The sequence below is a fragment of the Aeoliella sp. genome, from assembly GCF_965227375.1.
Classification (GTDB): Bacteria; Planctomycetota; Planctomycetia; order Pirellulales; family Lacipirellulaceae; genus Aeoliella.
The window spans coordinates 2,648,815-2,672,680 of the sequence record NZ_CBDDFX010000002.1; the positions used below are offsets into that span (position 1 = coordinate 2,648,815).

14 protein-coding genes are annotated in these 23,866 nt (G+C 57.8%); 6 read left to right on the forward strand and 8 right to left on the reverse strand.

From position 1 onward, the window contains the following. Positions 1-22: 22 nt before the first annotated feature. From ACQK2L_RS23345 to ACQK2L_RS23365, 5 genes are all read right to left on the reverse strand, one after another. On the reverse strand, positions 23-859 hold the full coding sequence (locus tag ACQK2L_RS23345; RefSeq protein WP_425399458.1) for a hypothetical protein: 837 nt from the start codon (positions 857-859) through the stop codon (positions 23-25). Between the two features lie 300 nt (positions 860-1,159). Then, a complete protein-coding gene (locus ACQK2L_RS23350) occupies positions 1,160-1,537 on the reverse strand; it encodes a hypothetical protein (RefSeq protein ID WP_425399459.1) in 378 nt (125 codons plus the stop codon). A 79-nt stretch (positions 1,538-1,616) separates the two neighbouring features. Further along, positions 1,617-2,645, reverse strand: coding sequence for a DUF1559 domain-containing protein (locus ACQK2L_RS23355; RefSeq protein ID WP_425399460.1), 1,029 nt, complete (start codon positions 2,643-2,645; stop codon positions 1,617-1,619). A 139-nt stretch (positions 2,646-2,784) separates the two neighbouring features. Next, on the reverse strand, positions 2,785-6,855 hold the full coding sequence (locus ACQK2L_RS23360) for a beta strand repeat-containing protein (protein ID WP_425399461.1): 4,071 nt from the start codon (positions 6,853-6,855) through the stop codon (positions 2,785-2,787). A 114-nt stretch (positions 6,856-6,969) separates the two neighbouring features. Beyond that, positions 6,970-8,277, reverse strand: a complete 1,308-nt coding sequence (locus ACQK2L_RS23365) for a hypothetical protein (RefSeq protein WP_425399462.1) — start codon at positions 8,275-8,277, stop codon at positions 6,970-6,972. 438 nt (positions 8,278-8,715) lie between these two features. Here ACQK2L_RS23365 and ACQK2L_RS23370 point away from each other — a divergent pair, with 438 nt between their 5' ends. The 4 genes from ACQK2L_RS23370 to ACQK2L_RS23385 all read left to right on the forward strand — a co-directional run bounded on the left by ACQK2L_RS23370 (position 8,716) and on the right by ACQK2L_RS23385 (position 17,185). Continuing rightward, the gene (locus tag ACQK2L_RS23370) at positions 8,716-9,264 is read left to right on the forward strand and encodes a sigma-70 family RNA polymerase sigma factor (RefSeq protein WP_425399463.1); all 549 of its coding nucleotides are present in this window, start codon (positions 8,716-8,718) and stop codon (positions 9,262-9,264) included. After that, positions 9,264-11,027 (forward strand): LamG domain-containing protein, encoded by a 1,764-nt coding sequence (locus ACQK2L_RS23375; RefSeq protein ID WP_425399464.1) that lies wholly within the window; start codon positions 9,264-9,266, stop codon positions 11,025-11,027. The genes ACQK2L_RS23370 and ACQK2L_RS23375 overlap by 1 nt, the downstream gene beginning before the upstream one ends. A 90-nt stretch (positions 11,028-11,117) precedes the next feature. After that, positions 11,118-12,068 carry a family 16 glycoside hydrolase gene (locus ACQK2L_RS23380; protein ID WP_425399465.1) on the forward strand — a complete coding sequence of 317 codons (951 nt, stop codon included), beginning with the start codon at positions 11,118-11,120 and terminating at the stop codon, positions 12,066-12,068. A 17-nt stretch (positions 12,069-12,085) separates the two neighbouring features. After that, on the forward strand, positions 12,086-17,185 hold the full coding sequence (locus ACQK2L_RS23385) for a PQQ-dependent sugar dehydrogenase (protein ID WP_425399466.1): 5,100 nt from the start codon (positions 12,086-12,088) through the stop codon (positions 17,183-17,185). A gap of 407 nt (positions 17,186-17,592) precedes the next feature. Here ACQK2L_RS23385 and ACQK2L_RS23390 read toward each other — a convergent pair whose 3' ends face one another. Beyond that, the gene (locus ACQK2L_RS23390) at positions 17,593-18,978 is read right to left on the reverse strand and encodes a hypothetical protein (protein WP_425399467.1); all 1,386 of its coding nucleotides are present in this window, start codon (positions 18,976-18,978) and stop codon (positions 17,593-17,595) included. Positions 18,979-19,380: 402 nt separating this feature from the next. Here ACQK2L_RS23390 and ACQK2L_RS23395 point away from each other — a divergent pair, with 402 nt between their 5' ends. Together ACQK2L_RS23395 and ACQK2L_RS23400 are read left to right on the forward strand one after the other, a co-directional pair. Next, positions 19,381-20,739 (forward strand): GntP family permease, encoded by a 1,359-nt coding sequence (locus ACQK2L_RS23395; protein ID WP_425399468.1) that lies wholly within the window; start codon positions 19,381-19,383, stop codon positions 20,737-20,739. 33 nt (positions 20,740-20,772) lie between these two features. Continuing rightward, a complete protein-coding gene (locus ACQK2L_RS23400) occupies positions 20,773-22,728 on the forward strand; it encodes a YjhG/YagF family D-xylonate dehydratase (RefSeq protein ID WP_425399469.1) in 1,956 nt (651 codons plus the stop codon). Here ACQK2L_RS23400 and ACQK2L_RS23405 read toward each other — a convergent pair. Next, positions 22,725-23,042 carry a hypothetical protein gene (locus ACQK2L_RS23405; RefSeq protein ID WP_425399470.1) on the reverse strand — a complete coding sequence of 106 codons (318 nt, stop codon included), beginning with the start codon at positions 23,040-23,042 and terminating at the stop codon, positions 22,725-22,727. The genes ACQK2L_RS23400 and ACQK2L_RS23405 overlap by 4 nt on opposite strands. 55 nt (positions 23,043-23,097) lie before the next feature. Then, entirely contained in the window at positions 23,098-23,700 is a 603-nt protein-coding gene (locus ACQK2L_RS23410) for a hypothetical protein (protein ID WP_425399471.1), read from the reverse strand. Positions 23,701-23,866: the final 166 nt, after the last annotated feature.

Genomic DNA, 23,866 nt, shown 5'->3' on the forward strand with positions numbered 1-23,866 from the left:
TGTTGCTACAACTCCGACCGGCCTAGCGAACCCGGCGGTAGGCCAGCAAAGCCACCGCTCCCACTGCTAGAGCGATCGTCGAGGGCTCGGGCACGGTAGTTCGACTGTAGTAGATGTTGTCGAGGTGCGCGGTGGCGTCGGTCGGGTTGCCGTTTGGCTCCAAGACCATAAAAGTGACCAAGTCGTTGCTCGCTGGGCCGTTTCGGAAACCTAGACCCTGCCCCACCAGCGAACCCAACGCGTCCGGATCGCCGCCGTTGGCATCCATGTAGACCGTGTAAGTGTCGGTTGCATTGTTGACGACCAACCAGATGTCATACCAGGTATCCGCAACCAAGCCAGTGGCCAGATCGACAAAGCCATCGGCTCCGTCTCTTGCGATCAGTTTGAATTCGCCATTTCCATTGTCGCCATCGTCGACGAGAGCCACCTGTGCTTCGAAGTCGCCAAAGCCAGCGCCGGTAGCCGTTGGCTCGTCGGACAGTCCGTAGGACATGTCGGGGGTGTCGTCGGTGGTGCGAACCTGGAAGTAGTAAGTTGCACTGTCTCCATCGGCGATGGGAGTGGTGGATGGCAGGTAGGCCGAACGCGTTCCGGCGTTCCAACCAAAGGCGAGATGATTGGTGCTGCTGTCGTTCTCGACTCGAATGAGACCACTACCGCCAATATCACCTCCACTATCGCGTGGCTGCCAAGGGCCGCCGTTGCCCGTAAATGCAGTGCTGCCACCGCCATTGGCATTGCCAGTTGAATAGCTCTCGAAGTCGTCGACAAGCACAAATGCCGCCAACGATTGCCCAGCCGCCAACAAGGCGACTGCAAGCGCGGGGAAGAGAAATCTCAACGTACAAGTCTTCATTAGTTGCTACCTCCCGGTTTGTGGCCCCAGTGGCCAGTCGAGTTCTAGGAATCTGCTTGCCTACACGACCCGCAGAATCTCCCAAATTGATAAGTGTCCGCCATCGACTCAGCCAACCACCCGGCTCGCGCCGCTTGGCGTGTATTCCCAGTGCTAGGTGGCCGCATAGGTTGGCTATGGAGCATCGTTGGATGAATTGCCCTTCTTGCGAGGAATCTCAAATAATCGCGCATAAATGCCTGCGCCACCCCAATCGGGGGGGCGCGTTATCGCGTGACCTGTGCGGCTTACCTGGCGTCGCTAGGGACGGGACGAAAGCGGCAACGTCACATCGTTCGTCTCTCCGGCTTTGACATTGATCGTCAGGCCGGAGTTGAGTGGATTGTTGTACTTCTGCGGCACCAACGCCTTACTAGGGGATTCGGGGTTCTGGGGATCGCTCGATTCGAAAGCCACCACGCCAACACGATGCAAACCTGGTACCGCTCCATCGCCCGCATCACGCGTCACGAGCACGAAGCGTCCGTCGCTGCCAATCTCGCCACGAGCCGCCGGTCCTGTGGCAGGTTGGGTGACGACGGTGCCTGTTGTCAGTGGCTTGCCATCCAGAAGCACTTGCCCCTCGACGTTTGACAACGTCTCGGTGTCCGCACCGCAGCCAAGGAGTGGAAGGGCCATGAGCGCTACTGAGAGTTTCAGCAACCCACGCTGACACTTCAATGACATCTAACTTCTCCAATTCACGTGGATGAACGGGCTAACGAGGGTCGGTGCCGCCACCGCTCGGGGTGGCAGGTAGTGGATTCTGGGTATCGTCGTTTGCGCGAGTGGCGTAGGCCCGGATGACGTGCACTTCCATGTCGTCCGACTTAAAGTGCACCGAAGCATCTGCCAGCAACATGTGCGCTCCCGACGGGTGTTTGCTGCCGATGCTGCCATCGTTGTTGAAGTAACCGCTTGAGGCGTTTGGCTGGCCGAACGACTCACGAAATGCCACATGCATCGGCCACATGACGTTCTCAGCGTTGTAGGTAAATCCACCGGAACTTCCGACGATCCACGACCGCGTGGGGCCCACGTCCCACGATTGCTCGCCGACCATCATCGTGTTGGAAGTGCCATCGGTTATGCGTTTGACAGAGACGCCACGGCAGCGGGTTTTATTGCCACTCGCGTTGAGCACCATCACGATGGTGCCGTTGTCGGCCGTGCCACCGGCAGTGCAATCCGTATTCCCGTTGACAGTGCCCATCGTATAACCAGAATCCGGCCAACCAATGTTCTGGGGCATCCCTTTCGGCCAGGAATCCACGCAGCCGAACTTGGCACCCATAATCCCAACGTAATGAGCCCTTAGCGGCGACATATCCAGGCTGCTTGTAATGTCCCCAACACCGCCGATGTATGCGGGCAACTGGTTGCCGGTCGAGGGGCACTGGAATGCCGGAACGATAGTCGCCTCTGCTGCATCATTCGACACGTCCGACCAGTGCGCCTCCTCGTTGATGAGGTCACGCAACTGAACCTGCTCCATGAAGGGAAGAATCTGTGCCAGATAGCTCATGTCGGTTGCAGCGTGGCGGACCGTTGGGAACATGCCCATGGTGTCGTGGTAGTTGTGGCAGGCAATGCCGATTTGCCTCAACTGATTGCTGCATTGGAGACGGCGGGCTGCTTCGCGTGCGGCCTGCACTGCCGGAAGCAGCAGGGCCACTAAGATGCCGATGATCGCAATCACCACCAATAGCTCAACGAGAGTAAAGGCGAAACGTTTGGTTCTACACATTTCGTGTTCTTCCTTGTAGGAGTTCAACTGGATTGTCGAACCAGCAAAATCGCCGGCTCCTGACAGCGAAACCGTGTTTCGCCGCCAGGAACCGGGCTGCCCATAACTTCTGTTTCCAATGGATAGTCAATCCGGTTAGTTACTTTATTGGTCGCCGCAACTGGATCGCTCCCAGTCCCAGCAAGCCAACCAGAAGGCACGCAGCGCCCGGTTCGGGCACGGCTGCCTGGTTGCCTTGCAACGTGTTGAGAGCGCCCGCGGTGGCGCCGAAGTTGTTCTTCCACAGGTCGTAGTCGCCGGTGTCGACGCCGTTGAGGTCGTCGCCGTTGTTCGTTAGCACCGACTCGTCGGGGTTCCCCAGGTTGTTACGCCACACGGTGTAGTCCGCGAGGTTGACGATGCCGTCGCCGTTGAAGTCGCCGTCCAGTCCGGCACTGAAAGTCAAAATCAACTCGGTCAACGCTTCGTTGTACGAGGCGGAGAAGTTGTCGGGCAGGCCGCTGCCGAAGTCGAGGCTGCCCAGCGGAGTGCTGATGCCGCCGTCGGCGGTGAGCAGCGTGTACTGCATGCCATCTTCCGGTGCATCTCCAACAAGGTTGACGTTGATCGTGCCTTCCAACAGGGCCGTGCCGGTTACGGAGATGGAATCTAAGCCAACCGCACCAATGTCTAAATCCAAGCTACCGTCGGAGTTGAGACTCAAGTCGCCGTTCACGGAGAGCGTTTCGCCACCGCCGAACACATTGGTGACGCCACTGTTGTAGCTCAAGCCGTCGTAGAACGTACGGTTGTCACCTTCGTCAGTCCCTTTGTCATCGATGTAAACCACGAGGTTTCCGCTGCCATCGGTCATATATTCACCCAGTGGTGCACTATAGAGCGTACGATTGCCAGCAGCGGTGCTGAGTTCCGACGTGTGGATAAGGGTCGAGGTAAGTACACCAGCGGTTGCGTCGGCGACATTGTCGCCGGGATTCGCGTAAAGCGTAAGATTGCCAGGAGTGTCGCCCGCTTGAACTTGCCAGCTCGACCCAGTGGCGTCCCAGAAGTTGGCGTAGACGGTATAGGTCGTATTGGGCGACAGACCGGAGATGGTTGTTTGAATCTCCGGAGCAGTGGCTGGGTCGTTAGCGTCAGCCTCATATATCGAATCCGAATTGCCGCCGATACCGGTCCGAACTTCCCAAATGTCGGCGGCTGGCACCAGAGCTCCGCCACCAGACAACGCGGTGTTCGCGCCGTGAACCGCATCGATGTAAGTGAATTCCGGCAACGGCGAAAGTCCGGAGGATCCCACCACGAGGGAACCATTCACCACCATCGAGCCGGTGGAGGCAGTATCCGTTTCCAGCACTGCACCGCTGGCGATGGTTGTCTCGCCTGTGTAGTTGTTGCCGGAGTTCTGGAACTTCACGGTACCGGCGTTCACATTGACCGCTCCAGAACCTTCGATGCCACCTTCGCCGGTGAATGTGTAGGTGCTCGCCGAGTTGAAGGTGGTGCTGCTTGGAGTTACCGCGGCATTCACGACAACGTTTTTCTGGGTTCCACCACTACCAAACGTGACACTATCCAAGTCCCTGAATCGGTTGTCTCCACCGGTCCAGTTGGTCGACGTGCCCACATCCCAGGTGTTGTTGCCAGCAGAACCATTCCAAGTGCGTGCTTCAGCGGCGCCAAAGGTGAGGGTTACGTTGTCTCCGCTAAACGCAACCGTAGGGGATTGTCGCGTGTTGAGCACGGTGCCGTTGTTACTCACAACGTTCACGGCGAAATTGCCAATGGTCGAAGTACCTGCGCGGGTGTCCGCTGTGATAACCGTATAGGTCCCAGGTCCAAAGGCACCTTGGGTTGGAGTGACATTAATCGTGTGCTCACCGCCGCCGGAAGCACTGAGTGTCAAAGTTCCGTTGACGTCGAGCAAGTCATTGACGCCGCTGCCAGTGGTGCTGGACTGCGCCAACTCGAAGTGCAACCCGCCATTGGCGTTGGGGCCCGAGGGCGTAAGGCTCATGTTACCATCGATGGTAAGCGTTCCGACGCTATCGCCGGGTGCAATGACCGAATCCTCGAATGCGCGGATGGTACCCGTCCCTGTGGCGACAGTACCGGAGCCGCTCAGGCGTTGGCCAATCTCGTCGCCGTTGAAGGGCGTTCCGTCAGGATCTTCCACAATCTGCAAGCTGTAGGTATCGAATGCACTGGTGTCGAACGTGGCACCGCTGCGTACCTCAATAGTGGATGAGAGCAGCTCACCAGCATTCGCGGTCTGCGAATCGACCACTGCCAGCGTCCCTTCTTCGACAACCGTGGTAGCTCGGTGAAAGTGGACATTGTCCGCGGCTGTCCCCAACCCGCCGGTGCTGATGGTCATCGTGCCCGAGCCGCGTTTGATGACATGGACGTTGGCGCCTGCGTCGGTGCCATCGGGCACGTTGTTCATGTCTTCATCAATGAATTCACCATCCGCATCGGTAGCCAGGTCGGTGATGCTGCCCGACACGTTAATGGCACTCCCGCCTTGCGCGTCGAACACATAGTAGCGATCGTTCGGCGCTGCCTCGTCCCAAGCCGATATAATGCCGCTGAGTTCGAGCGTGCCCGACGTGGCTTCGATCTTGTAACGACTTCCTTCGCCTGGTATGTCGGCTTTGACATTGCCGGCCCACGAACTCGATCCAGAACTCGAGAGGTGAGCTGGTGTTCCCTCGTCGGCACGCTCGTCCAGGTACAGCACCTCGCTGCCAACGGCCATACCGTCCAGCACCACCTGGGCGGTTCCGCCGATGCGAGTTTGTGAGGCAGACGTGCCGTCGGAGGCTCCTAGTGTGCCACTACCGCTCAGGGTGAGCACCGTATCGGTTCCCTCCACAGTCGTCGCACCCGAGTAGGTGTTAGCGCCGGTCCAAGTGACCTCGGCGCCCAGGGTGACAATCGTCGAACCTTCGCCAGAGATGACACCATTGATGGTGCCGCCGACGTAGCCGCCACCGGTTGATCCGTTTTCGACGAAGAAGCCGTTGTCGCCTCCGAACTGGAGATTCGATCCGGCGGCCGTAAGTGCAATGTTCTGTCCACTTGGAATCGCGTTGGGGTGCGTGACGGAGAGTCTCCCATCAGCAATAGTCAGGCCACCCGAGAAGGAGTTAGCGTGATCGAGGACAAGTTCGCCCGTGCCTTGCTTCGTCAGACCGGATGTCCCAGCAACTTCGAGGCTTAGCCAGTGACGTCCGGTCGAGGTGACCGCCGCCTCGCCGGTGAATGTCAGTACTTCGGTACTCTCTGGAACCAGGAAGTAGTCGCCATCTCCGGTATTGCCGAACGTAATTCGGTTGAGCGAAATGTTGTCATCCAGGGTCACGGTTCGGTTCTGCGTGATGATGTTGCCGAATAGTGCGTCGTCGTTGGCGGAAGGAGCGTTGCCACTTAGCCAGTTGGAACCAACAGAAAACACTCCATCGGCGTCGACATTCCATAACTCAACGGGAGGCGTGGCAGCGACTGCCGGGTTGGTTAGATTCTGGCCTGCCGTGTCGTACCAGATGTTGTCGAGCCAGTAGTCGCTGGTCCCATTCAGGCCGGGATAGAAGACCGAGATGTCGCCGGCGGTAGTACTGCGAAAGCCAAAACTCGAAGTAGCTCCTGCGCCCGTGGTAACCTGTGTGCTTGCATCGGCGTCAAAGCCACTGGAATACCACAGGTCGAATGTGTTGGCCGCGTTGTCAAATACCACCCAGAAGTTGTACTGCGTGTTCAGACTGATAGCCTGGTCGGTATCGACGTAGCTACCGCCGTTGCGCACCTCCAGAACTCCATCGCCTGGCAAACGAAATAGCACGTTCAGTTCGCCGTATTGCGTCACGCCTGAAGGCCCGAAAGCAAACAGGGAGTCACCCCCGGCATTGGCAATATCGGTTTGAAAGAAAACGGTGCCGGTAGTTCCTTCGGCGGCAAATGCGGGCGACGAGATTCCGCTTTGCCCCAGTTGGCCACCCGAGTTATTGCCCGTGAAATTCAAAACTTTGTCATGAGGCGCACCGGTGGACGCTATTGAGGTGGCCGGGCCGTTGAAGGTTTCAGTGAATCCGCCGTCGGTGCCATCTGCAAATCCGTTGAAGTCCTCCAGAAGCGACCACGCGGCCTGCGTAGGCTGCGAAAGTAGCCCCAGACTGGCGAAAGCTGAAGCAAGCAGAAGTTTCCATGTCTTCATTGTTGTATCTCCTGAACGAAGGCGGGCAGTGTATCTAATGTGAGCATGCAAGTGAGATGTGGTCGGTTGAATTGTGGAAACCAAATCGGCAAGTCGTGAGTATCGAAAGACGGGTCATCGCCATACACGAATGAATGCCAAAGCCAAGAAGACGAGTGACTTGGTAGCCGGCTCGGGCACTGGCGTGGATGCGACCAATGTGGCTGCACTCCCATAGTGAGTTTTCCAAAGCTGATAGTCCGAGGAATCGACGAGCCCTCCATCTCCGTTGCCCTGAAGCACGACGCCATCTTCCGCAGCTCCCAAGTTATTGCGCCATACGACGTAGTCAGCCAGATTCACCGCACCGTCGTTGTTGAAGTCTCCAGACGAAGGAGCAACGTAGACGACGTCGCCTTCCAGTAGCGTCGTGCCATCGGCGAGTCCGTAGTAGAAACTCAGGTCTTGGTTGGCCAAGAACGCCCCGCCTGAATAGGCAGTGCCAATGGACACACCGGTCTGCGGGCCGAGTGAGGTCATGCCGAAGAGATTGGCTTCGACAAGCAGCGTGCTGCCCACGCCCACTTCGCCCTGTTCCCAAGTGAACTCGCTGGGTGGAGCGTCGCCATCAATCCCGCTCCAGGAGGTAAGCAACGATCCCGACTCGCTGCGAACCTCGTAGTAGTTGATGTCCTTTGCATCCGAAGCGGACGAATTCAGGATTCGGGCCACGCCATTGGTGTTTACTTCGAGCACCAGTGGTTCAGGTTCGGCGATACCCGATCCCTGCATGAAATAGATGTTGTCGACCTGTCCACTCTCGTTATCTCCACCAGCCAGGCCGAAGATCGCCTGGAGATTCTCGGCAACGCTTCCACCACCTTGGCTGCGAAAACCGAAACCATTTGCCACCAAGGTGCCGAGCGTGGCGGGGGAGCTGTCGGTGTCGAAGTAAACGTCGTAGGTGTCCGTCGAAGTATCGATGTCGAGCGTCACGTCGTACCAGACGTCGGAATCCAGTCCCGATTGGACCACGGAGAATCCTGCATCGTCTCTCGCTAGAAGCTGGTAACCGTCGATGCTGTTACCTTCGAGAAGCACCTGCGCGCGGTAGTCGTCAAACCAAGTTGGATCCGCAGAAGCCGCCACGCCAAACGACGCATTGACGCTCGAGCTGGCGGCGGCCCTCAGCTGGAAATACAAGAGATTTCCCTGCGTCTGGTCCGTGATCGAGAAGCCATCCGTGCGAAAACCACCACGAAAAGAGGTATTCCCATAGGCAAAGAAATGGTCTCCTCCACCTTGGTCGAGAATATCGGCATTAGCGGTGAACTCGGGCGACTGCTGCCAAACGCCGCCCGTCACGTCCGCGAGTTGCTGACCAGCACTGCCGTTTCCGATGCTGTATGCATTGAAGTCGTCGAAGAGAGTCAATTCAGCCATCGCCGACGAGGCGCAGAACCCCAGCACCACCCCAAAGCAATGAGGTAGCAGGATCGTGATACGAAATGAAACGAGATGCGCCTGCAAACCCGGTATCCACCTGGCTCTAGGTTTGATGGGAGCAGATTGGCCTAGTAGTTTCGGCCTGACGAGTTCACTCTGCCGCCACAGTTAAATCATCGAAGAGGTGCGGTTTTTTGCGAATAAAACCGCAGCAATTCGGAAAGCAGGACCGCCCGATCCCTAAGTGCTTTCGTGAGCGAGACTTACGGGCGCAGAAGAACATCAAAAATGCGCGGGAGCTGGCAGACGACGCCTGGTATGTGGACGTTTGAGGTTTTCTGCGCAAAAATCGCCTCACCCGGAACGATGAACCATAGTCTCACGCCATGCGGCTCGCGACTTTTCCATTCGGCACGCTTGTGGATTACCCCATTTATGGCTGACGTACCGGACTACGATGAGGCAAAGCACTCGATCCAAGAAGACTTTGTTGAGATATTCACGGAACACTCCCGGCAGATATACCGTTTCATCCTGACCCTCACGACCAATCGGGCCGATACGGATGATGTTTTCCAGGCGACGAGCATCGTGTTGCTGAAGAAGTTTGATGAATTTGATCCATCCAGAGGCACATTCTACTCCTGGGCGTGCCGGATTGCCTACTTGGAGGTATTGAACCTCAGGCGGGCGAAGCGGCGGGCTACAATGCTGAGTGAGGAAGTGCTCGAGATGTTGCACGCCGATCTAATGCGTCGCAACAGCGAGCTCAACTCCCGCGAAGCCGTGCTTGAGGAGTGCCTCAATAAACTACCGGGCGATGAGCGGCATCTCATCGAAGAGCGTTACTATCACGAATACACACCGAAACAGCTCGCCCAGCGCGCCGGCTGTTCGGTTCATGCCATTTACCGGTCGTTGGCCAAGGTGCATGGTTTGTTGCGTCGTTGTGTCGATCGGTCGTTTGCTGCGGAGAACCGGTGATGGAGCGTAAAAGTCAATTGACCAATGAGCACACGGCTTTGGTGCTCGAGGTATTGAGCAATGAAGCCACTGCTGAGCAAGTGTCGAAACTCGACCAGTTGCTCAAGTCGCGACCCGAGTTAATCGAATCGGTTGTCGACCTGGTGGGACAGGACGCCTGGCTAGCATGGTCGTCGACGGACGACCTGACTCAGCAGGACGCCAGCGGCCTTGTTCGGTCAATGCAGGTCGTCGGCAGCCACGACGAGCTCAATCGGGTCTTGTCGCGCGACTCGTACAAAGCACCTGTACCCTGGCCCTGGTTGTTGGCGGCATCTGTCGCGTTGTTGGCCACCGGAGCACTGGTTGGCGCGATTAGCACGTACAGCTATTCGTCAAAATCGGTCGTTGCAGACTCGGACCCATCTTCAAACATGGCTGGCGAGTCCGAGGCCGAACTCGACTACTCCGCACGAGTCGTGGAGATGTCGGCCTGTCGTTGGAATCCGGCCAAAGGCAACTCGCTGCTCACCAATAGCGTCATTCGCAAGGGCGAGTCGATCAACCTCCTCGAAGGCTTGGCGCAACTTAGTATTGAAAACACCAGCGGGCGATCGACTTTGGATATCGAAGGGCCGGCGGCAGTAGTGCTCACGGCCGATGTTGGATGCAGCGTTAGTCACGGGCGGGTTTGTGCGGACGTGCAGTCCCTGGGCGATCCCTTCACCATCGACACTCCTTGTTGCCTGGTGCGAGCCACAGGAGATCACAGCAATTTTGGTGTTGCCGTGGACGGACGCCGTGTGGAAGTGCATGTGTTCGACGGCCAAGCGAGTGTCGTCGTACCCTGGGGTGTGGAACAGGTCGATTCGTTGAGTTCCGAACTCCAAGCGGGCGAGTCTCTCATCCTGGCGCCCGACTCATCGGGCAGAATGGTGCACACTCGGGCCAAGAGCAATCCCCTCAGTTTCACGGCTCGCACTTCGATGAAGTCGAACCACCTGGTCATTCCTGCTGAGTACCCGGATGCGGTGTTGTCGCACGATCCATTGCTCTACTGGCGATTCGAACAAGCAGATTCACCGGAAATCAACAACGAGGCGGGTGAGCGTTACCGCGGCATCGTGCACGGCAAACTCATCGCTCGCACCGATGGAAGCAACGGCTACATCGATTTCGGTGGAGGTGTTTCCGAAGAAGAGTTGGCCGCCTACATTGCTACGGAGGAGCCGGTTGCCATCGAGGCGAGCGACTCCTACACGTTGGAAATGTGGGTGAAGCCAAGCCACTGCCACCACTGCGCCCTGGCGAGCGTCATCTTGCCGGAGCCCAACAAGGACTTCAAGAAGCACGGCATTCTGCTCGAACTTGGTGGCCCCAATGCCATGGAGTACTCCTTTGTGGTGCCTGGCAAACTGCGATACGTCCATCGAAGTGTACCCAGCGACGTGGTTAGCGCAGGGACCTCGTGCTACTCGGAGACAAAGTACAAGACCCGACAATGGCAGCACCTCGTCGCGATGAAGTCGCCGGAGCAACTGCAACTCTACTTGGATGGAAAGCTAGTTGCATCGGCAGAGGACAACACCCACCTGACCGATTCGTTGCGGGTGGTGCTTGGCCAGCTGGACGACCTGCGCTATCTGCGGCGTTATGTGGGCCAGATGGATGAAGTCGCGCTCTACCCTTCGGCACTTAGTGAAGAGGTAGTGCTGGAGCACTTCAACATGGTGAAGGATGCCGAGTGCGAGCATCGCGGCAGAATCAATACGGACGACATTTGAATTGGCCAAGGATCGTTCTCCCCCGCTGCCGCCGACGCCCTCGTTATGCCCCTTCGTACATCGCACCTACAAGCGGTACCTCTCGTCGCGATGACCTTATTAGCTTCCCACGCGCCGATCGCTGCTCAAGCCGACTTCGTACCGCTGTTCAACGAGGTCGATCTGAGTGGTTGGCATGTGGCGGGAGGCGACGCCACGTTTGAGGTCGCCAATGGCGAAATCGTCGGGCGTTCCATGCCGGGCACACCGAACACCTTTCTCGTTACCAACCAAGCCTACAGCGATTTCGACTTGGAACTGGAATTCACCATCTCCGATCCTGCATTCAATTCCGGCGTGCAGTTGCGTAGCAGTTCGCTGCCGGAACACAACGGCGGCCGTTTGTTTGGCTACCAGGTCGAGATTGATCCTTCGAGTCGATCATGGACCGGAGGTCTCTACTTTGAGGGAGGAACCCCCGATCGTTCCGCCGGTTGGCTCGACGACCTGGACGACGACCCAACCGCCCAACAAGCGTTTGATTTGGCGGAGTGGAACCACTTTCGCATCCTTGCCCGCGGGCGTCGGATTCGCACCTGGATCAACGGCGTACCGGCCAGCGACTATCTCGATTACGACCCCGATGCGTTTCTTTCGACCGGGGTCATCGGGCTGCAAGTTCATTCGAACCCAAGCACGACGCCATTGGAAGTTCGCTGGAGGAACATCCTGATCGACGAACTAGAGACCGGCCCCAACCTAACGCTCGGCGATCTGAATGGGGACGGAACAGTCGACTTCGACGACTATCAAATGGTCGTATCGAACCTGCATCGGGACGTCAGCGACTTGTCGTCGGCGGAGGCCTACCTGCTTGGCGACCTCACCGGGGATCGCCTCATCGACTACGCGGACTTTCTTGCGGTTCGCAGTTGGTATCAAGCCTCGCTGGCAGAGGGCGCGCCAGTACCGGTGCCCGAACCGGCAAGCGCCTTGTTGGTCCTGGCCAGCGTGTTGGGCGCAGCCAGTTTCCGCCGGTGTGTGCTGTCTAGACAACTATGAATCAAGCATCTGTTGAAATGAACTTATCGCATCTCACGTTCCGGCGGCCTGTATGGCTCAGCCTGATGGCGACACTACTCGCTTCGGTTGCCCAAGGGCAACTTGTCGGCCCCATCACCAACCCGATTCCCGACCCGATCGTGAAGACGGGACTGTCGGCAACGATTCAGGACTGGGCACGCCTGCCCAACACGCAAGACACCCTTGGTGGAAAGCCCGACCGAATCAACACCGACACGCGAATCAACTTCCTGCGCCAGTCGCCGGATGGCCGTTACTTTGTCAACGATCTGCGAGGGCAATTGTACGTGCTTGGCGAGAACAACTTGCCGAGCCTGTATGTCGATCTGGATATCGAAGGCAACTCGTTCTATCCCGATATGAATTTCGATACGGGCCTCGCCTCTGGGTTCACGACCTACCAGTTTCATCCGGAGTTTGAGACCAACGGCCAGTTCTATACGATTCACTCCGAACGGGTGAGCGCCTCGTCTCCTGCACCCACTTGGGTAGTGCCCGATGCCGCTGAAACCGGCAACTCGGTGAAGTTCCATTCGGTCATCACGGAATGGACGGCCTCCGACCCGGCGAGCAGCACTTGGAGCGGAACGCGCCGCGAGATGGCGCGATACGGGTTCACGGCCGAGCGACTCTTCCATCCTTTCGGCGACATTACCTTCAACCCGCACGCCAACCCCGGAGATGCGGACTACGGGATGATGTACATCTCGGGCGGCGATTGGGGATTCGTCAACGGCACAAGTCCCGACCAGATTGGCGTCACCGGCCGCCCCGAGCAACTTCAGCGGCTCGACACGCTCGCCAGCACACTAATACGCATCGACCCCCGCAGCCCGAGCGTCTCCGGTGGTCAGGCGGGGCATGGCGATTACACGTTGCCCACCGATAACCCCTATTTCGAAGACGCCAACAACGACAACTTGGACGACGATCCCAACACCTTTGGCGAGATCTACGCATACGGCTTTCGCAACGGGCATCGAATGGATTGGACGGCCGACGGTAAGTTGCTCGTATCCGTCATCGGCCAGGCTCAATTGGAACCGACGTACATCGTCGAACAGGGTGCCAACTACGGCTGGCCTCGTCGCGAGGGCACCTACATCAACGGCGTGAACGGCTTCTACGATAGTCCCGGCGACCCCGACTTTGGGGCCGATGGCGACTCGGAGCATGTTTACCTGCTGCCCGGCGACATTGCCGATGGCACCATCGACGATGGCTTGTCCTACCCCGTCCTTCAGTTTGATCACTCGGAGGCCATTGCCCATGCGGGTGGCATCGTTTACAGCGGCAGCTTGATTCCACAACTGCAGGGTAAGTTCATCTTCGGGGGCGTGGTGAATGGGCGCGTGTTTTACAGCGACTACGCGGACATGCTGGCCGCCGACGATGGCATCCCCGAGACCACGGCCGATGTGTACGAGTTGCAGTTGGTTCAGGGAGGACAGGATGTCGACATGAACAACCTGGTGTCCGGACGCGTTGACCTGCGCATCGCCGAAGACGCCGATGGCGAACTCTATCTGATGTCCAAAGGCGATGGTTTCATTCGAAAGATCGTGCCCGACATCGTGCTCGGCGACTTCAACGGCAGCGGGTCGCCGGACCTCGACGACTACTTCACACTGGTGCGCAACCTGCACCGGGATACCGCAGGTTTGCTGGAATACCAAACGCACCAACTTGGCGATATCAACGGCGATCTGGCGATCAACCATCAGGACTTCGTCCAGTTCAGGGCGGCCTACCCCGGCCTGCTAGAAGACCTCGCCGGGCTGCAGGTACCCGAACCCTCGGCGTTTTGTTTGGTGGCCCTTATTGCGCTGCCATTTTCGGTATACCTGGCAGTTCGACGGCGCGAGCAGTATAGAATGGAAACGAGGCAGCTACGTTTGTCACAGAGGCGGAACATGAAACACACCCCCGGCGGCGTTGCACTGGCGGCTTCTGCGCTGTTGTCACTCTGTTTGGCAACTGCCGATGTTGCTTTGGGACAACTGCCCGGTGGCAATTGGCAGTTTCACTGGGGCGACGAATTCTCTGGAACTTCGCTCGACGGCACCAAGTGGAATAACGGCTCTCCAGACTGGGGCATGTCGACGGCCGCGCCGACTCAGATTCGGCAGAACCTGGTCTCCGTCGACGACGGTGCCCTAACCCTTACCGCCACGCGCGTTAGCGAAGGCGGAAGCGAGCCGTTCGCTGGCGGCATGATCTCGACCTACCAGAAGAACAACTTCAACGGCGGGTACATCGAAGCCCGCATCTTCCTGCCCGACACGCCGGGATCCTGGCCGGCTTTCTGGGGGCTGTACGATGGCTGGCCCCCCGAGGCGGACATCATGGAGTACCCCATCGATACCGCCGCCGGAAGCGGCTACGGCCAGGACGAGTATCACACGGCCTTTCACTACTCGACCGGTGGCGGCAACGCAGCCGGGGCGGGCAAGGTGAATCCCGGAAGCGCGGGCGACCTTGGCGGGACGTACCACAACTTCGGCATGGAATGGCGCGAAGACGACTGGGTCGGGTTCTACTTCGATGGAGCGCGTGTCAGCGAATTCGGCAACAGTTCCGCTGTCGCGCAGATGCAACACATGTACCTGATTCTGAACTACGCCGTGGCGGGCTGGCCGGGTACGCCAAACACCAGCGAGTGGCCCGTTGGCCACAGCGATGAGATGAAGGTCGACTGGGTTCGAGTGTGGAAGCAAACCGGCACCACGACCAGCAGTTGGAACTACTCGGGCACCGACGAGTACGCCGAATGGAACGACTCGGCGAACTGGACCAACGGAGCACCGAACCTGGGCGGAGCGACGGTCAACTTCGACACCGTTACCGGCGTGGCCGAGCAGCGCATCGACTGGTCGGGCCGCCGGACCGTGAGCGTGATGAACATCGATGGCGACACCCGATTTCGCTTTGGCTGGCCCAACGATCGGTTGGTCCTCGGTTGGGGCAACAATGGGTCGATCAAGCCCACCGTCAACATCGCCGCGTCGACCACCTCCGAGCACGAGGTGCACGGCGAACTCGAGATGGCCGGGGGACTCGACATCAATAACGATTCAGCCCACCCGCTGTTGCTCACCGGCCCGGTTTCGGGCGGTGGCGGCAGTGTGCGGATCAACGGTCCAGGCGTGGTGAGCTTCGATGGAAACAACAGCTACAGCGGCGACACCATCGTCGACTCGGGCGGCCAGGGCCCCGCGATCGCTCGCGCACGCGGCCAAAACGCCTTTGGTATCGGCGGCACCGTGATCATCGCCGAAGCAGGCAACGCCAGTACGGGTCGCATCGAGTTGGAGAACGACTCCCTGGTATCCAACAATATTGGCTTCCGCGGCCGCACCAATGCGACACCTGCGATTGTCAACAACAGTGGCAACAACACCATCTCCGGAGCCCTGAACGTTGAGTTCGGCGGCAGCACCTACCTCATTCGCTCCGATGCAGGCCGCTTGGAGCTTTCGGGCGACGCCGATCAGGCGGGTGGCGTTTCGCTGCGCACCGCATCGAACATGGGCAACCGCGTGGTGACGCTCGATGGCGCCGGCGATGGCCTCATTGGCGGCGCCATTACGAACGACAGCGGAACCACCTTGAGTATCCAGAAGTCCGGCACCGGCTCCTGGACACTCGACGGCTACAGTTCCTATAGCGGCACCACGACGGTTAGCGAAGGTGAACTGATCGTCGATGGCACGACCGGTTTGGGCGATACTTCGGTGGCCGGCGGTGCAACGCTTGCCGGGCATGGCATCGTGCGCGGAAGTCTAACCGCCGCCAGTGGCGCAACGGTGCGAGTGGGTGGCCAGGGACTACCTTATCAGTTCCCGCACATGGTCGTCGACGACTTCGAGAGCTACGCCACTGGCAACGTGAGCGACGTGGCCTCGCCGCCATGGACGGCTCACGAAGGCACGAGCTTTGCCGACATCGAGTCGGACCGCGGTAACAAAGTGCTCACCTACGGCTGGACGGGTGGCTTCCGCGGTGTTTCCCGCGAGTTGGATTCCAGCAACGCCATCCAAGAGGGAGAGACGGCCACCTACTTCTTCCGCATCAACTCCAAAACCGCTGAGCCCGATCACTCGGTTGGGCTGGGCGATATGGCAACCACGTCCGGGGTGAACTTCGGCGACTTCGAAACGCAGCTACGACTCAAGGCCGATCAGACTTCCAGCACTTTCGCGCTCGACGCTCGCGATGGCAGCGGCTTTACTACAACGCTCGCGGATGGTTTGGCGCTTCACTCGTGGCACAACGTCTGGATGGTGGTCGACCACGCAAACGACACCTACGACATCTACTTGAATACGGGAAATGGAGACGCCACGGTTGCCCACAAGATCAACAGCACTCCCCTCGCGTTCCGCAACGGCTCGACCACCCCTCTCAATCAGGTGCTCGCCCTGGCAGGGTCGTCCATCGTCGACAACGGTGTCCGCGTCGACGACCTCAGCTACCTTCCAGGTGTCAACTTAGCAAACCCGCTGAGCGCGACGTTGGAGATCACCAGCGAGCAGCTAACCGTGGAGGGCGACTTTACCTTGGCCGCAAATGCGGTGCTCGAAGTCGACTTGGATGGCCAGGCGCAGGACTCGCTACTGGTGAGTGGCGCCGCTAACCTATCGGGCATCCTGTCGGTGGAATTGGAACCAGGTTTCACTCCGTCGCCTAACCAGTCGTTCACCGTGCTTACCGCCGGCAGCATCAGTCAGAGCCTCACGCTCGGAGGAGCGGATGGATCAAAGTTCAGCCTGGCGGGTAGCACGAGCAACGAGTTGATACTCACCTTTGCCGCCGGACTACCAGGCGACTTCAACGACGATGGCGTCGTGAACCTAGCCGACTACACGCTTTGGCGCAATCACCTCGGAGCGGCCGACGAAACCGCCCTCAACTTCAACGGCGACGGCGGCGACATCGGCCCCAGCGACTACGTACTCTGGAAGTCCAACTTCGGCCAAACCGCCCCGTCGGCCAGCCAATCCTCCCCGCAAGCCAGCGTGCCTGAACCCTCCACACTGCTGCTTGTCGCCTTGTCGTTCGCTGGCATCTTCGCCGCTCGCAAACGACTTTCGTAGTTGGTCGAGTAGTCCAGAGCGTTCGTCACATGTGTACATCCTAGCCGGCGAGCTACGCCTCGCCGATTGGAGATTCTGAGTGTTTTAGGGCCGGGTTCTTGCTCCCGCCGCGTGGGTTTTAATATATCGGTGTTGTGAGTAGAGACTCCGGCATTGCCTCACCAATCTCCGCCAGGAGGATAGTCGCCAAGAAAACTCCACGGGCCCGTTCGCTGCCTGTTCGTTGAGCTTCTTCAAGTACTGATCTAAGTCGTGATCTACAAGGCAGCTGATTCTTATCCTTCTTCGTCGCGGGAGCAGGCTTTTTTCACAAGTTGCCGCCGATTGGTCTAAGAATTCATGGAATCAGAGGCTGGTACGAACTTTGCTTCGCAACGTCGCGCCACAAACCGCGTCTGCCCTCGCGGCTACCTGTCAAAATCAAAATTGCGCCACTCGGACCATTGGCTTCGCTTGTCGCCATCTACAGAGCGCACGCGAATTCGTCCCTTGTTTGCTCCTCCGTGCATAGCCACGTAGTAACACTCCGCGGTTTTATGCACGTCGCTGCGCCACTTGCCAATTCCCATGAGTATGGCGTGCTCCACTTCGTAGCTGACATTACCTTCCGCTGCTGCTGGGAACCAGCGCACATCGATGTAGCGGGGGTAGTGATGGAAGTGAGCCTCGGCAGACGGCAAGATCAGCTCTGGCACCGCGGGTAGCTCGCTTACGTCGACATTTGGTCCATAGGGCCATTCTTTGGAAAGTACGGTCATGGAACTGCCCCGAATCCACACCTTGAACGAGGGCGGATTGGGCCAGAGCGGTGATTGTTTCAGTGGGCTGCCGTATTCGAGCACTGCTGTGCCCCCAAATTGCTCGAGCTCTCTTATCGCTGACTCGTGGTTTAAGGGCTCGCCCAAGCGGGCCAAGACGGTGTCGTAGGACGTACCTCTTTCGATCATCTGCCATGCCACTAGATTGGGCAGCTGCTGGTCGGTCGTCGACTGACTGAGACCGACGGGTGGGGCCTGTGCCTCTTGCACTGCCACTGGCTCTGGCGTTCGTCCCGCCTGGTTGGCCAATAGGCCCAGGGCCAGTTCATTCGGGTCTCCATCGCAGCGCACGAACCCGGCTTCAAGCGATCTTTGCGGTCCTTGCCATTGGTTATCCTCTTTCGACCATTTGTACTCTGCCACAGGCTTAAACTCGCCTGAGTCAGTAGTCCCAAGTTGGATCGTGGGAAGGCAGCGCAAATCGGGTCGGTGCAACTTCCAATCGAGTTGGTCCTGGGGCCAATAAACGACCAACGCAGCCTCAAAAGGTTCTGCAATCGGCACCAGGTGCAGGCCGGTGAACATCCCCTCTTTGGCCTTCCATCCCCAAGCGCTAAGGTAGTCCACCACGCCATCACCATTGAAGTCGCGAAAATGGCCATGGAGTGAAATCGCTCCTTTGTAAAACGGCAAGACCATTCCATCGCTGCGAATCACAATGAAGTGACCACTTCTCGGGGCGACGTCTTCCGGTTCCCACTTGTTGCCGGCGAAAACCGTGACCAAAGGTAAGCCACTAAGCTGTGCACAAAGGACGACTTCCTTCACTCGAGTAATGTGTTCGCCGTCTTCTTTGTAGCGTGGTTGGTCTGGGTAGTTCGCAGCTAGTAGAATCTGCCTGAGTGCTTCGTCGCGTTCTTCAATTGAAAACAACCGCAGAACGTCTTGGTTCCAGACAACGTCTTGCTCCTCGCCGATGGCAGACGAAGTCACCAGCGAGAACGAGATCGCGAGAATCGCGAGAGGACGTTTCACCTTCTCCCCCTCAAGTTAGGCGCCATTGCTCAGCTTCTACATCGCGAATGCACACGGGTGGTCATCTTGCAATGGCAGCACTGACCAATCGCAAGCCATCTTCCCCGCATCGAGAGCCGACCCACCGAGTATCAACGCTCTTTGTCGCCGAATCAAGCTACCTTTGGTGACCTCGATGAAGCTGGCGCATTCCACCCGCCTCGCAGATTCAAGCTACCATGCGCGCGGTGCGTCTCGTCAGACCCCCATTCGCAGGGTCAGCATCGGTCCCTTGCTCTGGCCAGGGAACAGATATCCATCGTCTATGTGATGGATTGGTGCGGTAGAAGTTGTTAAGCGACAATCCGTGCAGTAGGATAACCGCACCTATTCTGCTTCACGTTCGTGACAAGGCGCTGGTACGTGGAAAGCACTTATCCATTTCTTATACTCGCCGTCGGTTTGGCGACAGTAATCGGCGGAATCGTCGCTTTACGCATCAATGCTTTTCTATCGTTGCTTTTGGCGGCAATTGTCGTGAGCTTAATGGCACCAGGAGATTGGGAAGGGAAGATTCCGGCCGTGACGGCGGCGTTCGGAAGCACCGCGGCTAACATCGGCATCGTCATTGCGTTGGCTGCCGTGATCGGCAAGACGATGATGGATAGCGGTGCGGCAGATCGCATCGTGCGTGCTGCACTAGTGTTGTTTGGAGAGAAACGGGCGGCTGGGGCAATGATGGCCAGCTCGTTCACCCTCGCAATTCCTGTATTCTTCGATACCGTCTTCTACCTCATCGTGCCTTTGGCTCGATCCATGCATCGCCGGACAGGCAAGAACTACTTGAAGTACCTGCTTGCCATTGCGTCAGCAGCTTCAGCACATGCTCTTGTCCCGCCAACACCGGGTCCATTGGCAGTGGCCAGTGAGTTAGGAGTCAATTTGGGCGTGATGATTCTCGTTGGCATTGCGGTTGGAGCGCCGGCAGCGTTGTTGAGCCTACTTTTGGCTGCATGCTTGAATCGGCGCATACCCGTAGAACCACCAGTCGACGGCTTCTTGTCGCCAGATGTGGAAGAGCCACCTAGAGCCTCGCCAGGCTTGCTCCTGTCGCTGACTCCAGTCGTTCTGCCAGTAGTCTTGATTGCCTCGAAGACAATTGCAGATGCAAGTAGTGGAATCGAGGATCTGGGCACTCTCTATCCAGTAGTGGCTGTGCTTGGCAACCCAAATGTGGCACTGCTGATCTCTTGCACATTTTCGATGCTAACCTACTGCTTTTACTTCCGACCTACAAGAACTCAGTTTGTCGCCTCTATTGAACAAGCGCTAACCAGTGGCGGGATGATTATCTTAATCACTTGTGCTGGAGGAGCGTTTGGGGCAATGTTAAAACAAGCCCAACTAGCACCAGCCATCGAATCCAGCTTTGGAACGTCAGCAAGCGGACTAGGGCTCTTGCTCCTGGGGTTTGGCATCGCATCGCTATTGAAGTTCGCACAAGGTTCAAGCACGGCTGCCATGCTCGTTGCGGCGGGCATGATGTCGGCTATGATGGGAGAACTTTCACCGGCGTTTCATCCTGTCTACTTGGCAACTGCGATTGGCAGCGGCTCGTTGGTTGGATCGTGGATGAACGATAGTGGGTTCTGGATTTTTTCCCGCATGAGTGGTCTAACCGAGCTCGAAACCCTCAAGACTTGGACGCCGCTACTTGCCATGCTCGGGCTTACCAGTATGGCCATGACCCTTTTGCTAGCGACCCTCATGCCTTTAGTTTAGTTGCGCTGGTGCCGCAAGCCATGAAAGGTCTCGATGGCTAATACCAACCTCTTTGACACTAGCGATGCACAGATCTTCGATGTGCAGACCTCGGCCCCAGGCCCCTTGGGTAGACTGCCATTCACCGAGACAATGTTGCGTGATCGGCCGAGTGGCGATCTGTTTGGTTGGAGCCAAAACGCAGGAATGGGATGGGATCCCAGTCAATTGGGTGGCGACGAATACTTGATTCTTAGCACGATGGGCGGATTACGCGATCCCGATGGGCGGCCGATCGCGCTAGGGTATCACACCGGTCACTGGGAGGTAGGCCTGCTGGTCGAGGCGGCCGCCAAAGAGTTAAAGCAGCTTGGTTTCCTACCCTTTGCCGGCCATTGCTCCGATCCTTGCGATGGGCGCAGTCAGGGCACCGCTGGTATGTTCGACAGCCTGGCTTACCGCAACGATGCGGCTATTGTATTGCGACGGTTGATTCGGTCGCTACCGACCCGGCGCGGAGTGCTTGGGGTAGCCACCTGCGACAAGGGACATCCGGCCATGATGATGGCGCTGGCCGGTTGTGGCGACTTACCCTCCGTGTTGATCCCGGGCGGGGTCACCTTGCCTCCTCGGTCAGGAGAAGATGCCGGAAGAATCCAGTCTCTAGGCGCGCGGTTTGCCCATGGAGAAATCTCTCTTAGAGAGGCGGCTGAATTGGGCTGCCGTGCGTGTGCAACTCCAGGCGGTGGCTGTCAATTTCTAGGTACGGCCGCGACCGCCCAAGTTGTCGGCGAATCGCTGGGGTTATCACTACCCCACTCAGCCTTAGCCCCGTCCGGGCAGCCGGTTTGGCTCGATATGGCGAAGCGATCCGCTCAAGCTGTAGTTGCGCAATCGCAACGTGGGCTCACACTTCGCGACATAGTCACAGAGTCATCGGTCCGCAATGCGATGGTAGTGCATGCCGCTTTCGGCGGTTCGACGAACTTACTGCTTCATGTTCCCGCAGTAGCCCACGCGGCTGGATTGCGTCGACCAACGGTTGAAGATTGGATAGAGGTAAACCGTATCACTCCGCGCCTCGTGAGTGCACTCCCTAATGGGCCTATTGATCATCCAACGGTGAGAGTCTTTTTGGCCGGTGCGGTGCCAGAAGTTATGCTCCATCTGCGCGAATTGGGATTGCTTGATTTGGAAGCGTTGACCGCGTGGGGAGTTCCTCTGAACAGCGTGCTTGATTCATGGGCAAGCAGCCAACGCCGCAAACGCTTGCGAGACCTACTCCTTCGGCGAGATGGCATCGACCCAGAAGACGTTATCTTCAGTCCCCAGGAAGCCGAAAACCGCGGCCTGTCGCGGACGCTCGTCTTTCCCGTCGGCAACATCGCACCGGAAGGCTCGGTCGTCAAAGCAACAGCCATCGATGCCGAGCTTTTCGATGAGGGGGTGTACTCTCATGTTGGCAAGGCCCGGGTGTTCACATCGGAGGTATCAGCCATTCAAGCAATCAAAGGTCAGGGTGAAAGGTCACTTGAGCCTGGCCATGTGCTAGTGTTGGCAGGCTGCGGACCGGCAGGCAGTGGCATGGAAGAAACCTATCAGCTTACAGCTGCCCTCAAGCACCTCGCTTGGGGAAAACACGTGCCCTTGATTACCGACGCGAGATTCTCAGGCGTTTCGACAGGTGCTTGCCTGGGGCACATCGGACCAGAGGCTTTGGCCGGCGGGCCGCTGGGCAAGCTGATCGACGACGATCTCATTGAAATCACCGTCGACACCAAGGCATTCACGGGTTCGATCGATCTCGTCGGCCACGGAGATGTGCTGGCCGATGCTGATTGGGGAAACAAAGAGCTTTGCCTCCGACCAACACGACCCGACCTTGCACCGGCAGACAATCTACCTGACGACACACGACTTTGGTCTCTGCTACAACAAGTCAGCGGCGGCACTTGGGGAGGTTGTATCTACGACCTGGAGGCGATCGCTCGCCGATTAGGTTATGCTTAACCACCGCGCGCCCCATCCATCAGCTTCTGCCAATCCACCTGCAATAGGCCGTTTGCGATAAACCAGAATGTAGGTACTGCAAGCGGTGGCCAAGCGAGCCACTTCCAAACGCCACCCAACTGGTTGCCCGATCGAACGGCGATCAGGCAAATCAATAGCCAAGGTGGTAGAGCGAAGATTACCAGCCATCCTCGGGCGGCCTCCCCGCCGATACCTTCGGCGGCAAGCCACGCCAGCACTCCACAAGCAACATAGGCGGCGCCAATGCTGAAACTTCTCAAGAAGGGTCCTGCAGACTTCTTCAATAGGTTCATACGCGCTCCCTCAGTTAGATGAGGGGATGGGATTTGAGTGTTTTGAGGCCCACTCTTAGTCACGCCGAAGCCAAACCGACTCTTCAGCTAGCTGATCCTTCAACGCGTCAACTCTTTTTGCATCAGTATGTGCTAGCCAATGTTCGATGCAGTTCAAGTACTCGGCGGCAGCTTCAGTGTTCGCATAACCAATCGCGGCATATGGATTCAGTTGGCCCAAAACGCGAAGTGCTAGCGCTCGGGCCGTTACTATTGGATGATCGTAGGGTCGCCGCTCACTGCCCGCAATCTCGCATAGACGTTCACAGATACTCTGCGACGCAGATTCGATTGCACCCAAGGCGTAGATCGCTCCTGCTACCACTTCGGGATTGCTCTCATGGGTCAACAGCAACAGCCAATCGCGGACTTCACAGTGTAGAGGATTGGATTCGTCTAACCCAACCGCACTGAGAGTCATTCCCATGGTGTATCCAGCCGCATTCAGCAACTGCGAGTCAGCCCAAGAGAGTATTAGCTTGCCACGATCAGCATTTCGACTGACCTCTAACAGCAACGGTATGTATTCATACGCCTCGACGCCAAAATGCCGGAGCTGATAGGCAATCCACACCTGGCGGCGCCATGATCCGGACTTAAGATCTTCCGCATAGCCCATCAGTCGGCCACCTGGCACGGTGTTGGGAGTGTCAAGTAACGAGGTTTCTAAGAGCTTAACATGCCGGTCCGGCCGATTCTGCTTTCTATGGTGGTTTTAAGATCGTCAACTTGGAGATTCAAAGAATGCCATCCAACATCTGGCGCAAAGCCCAACTGCATCCGAG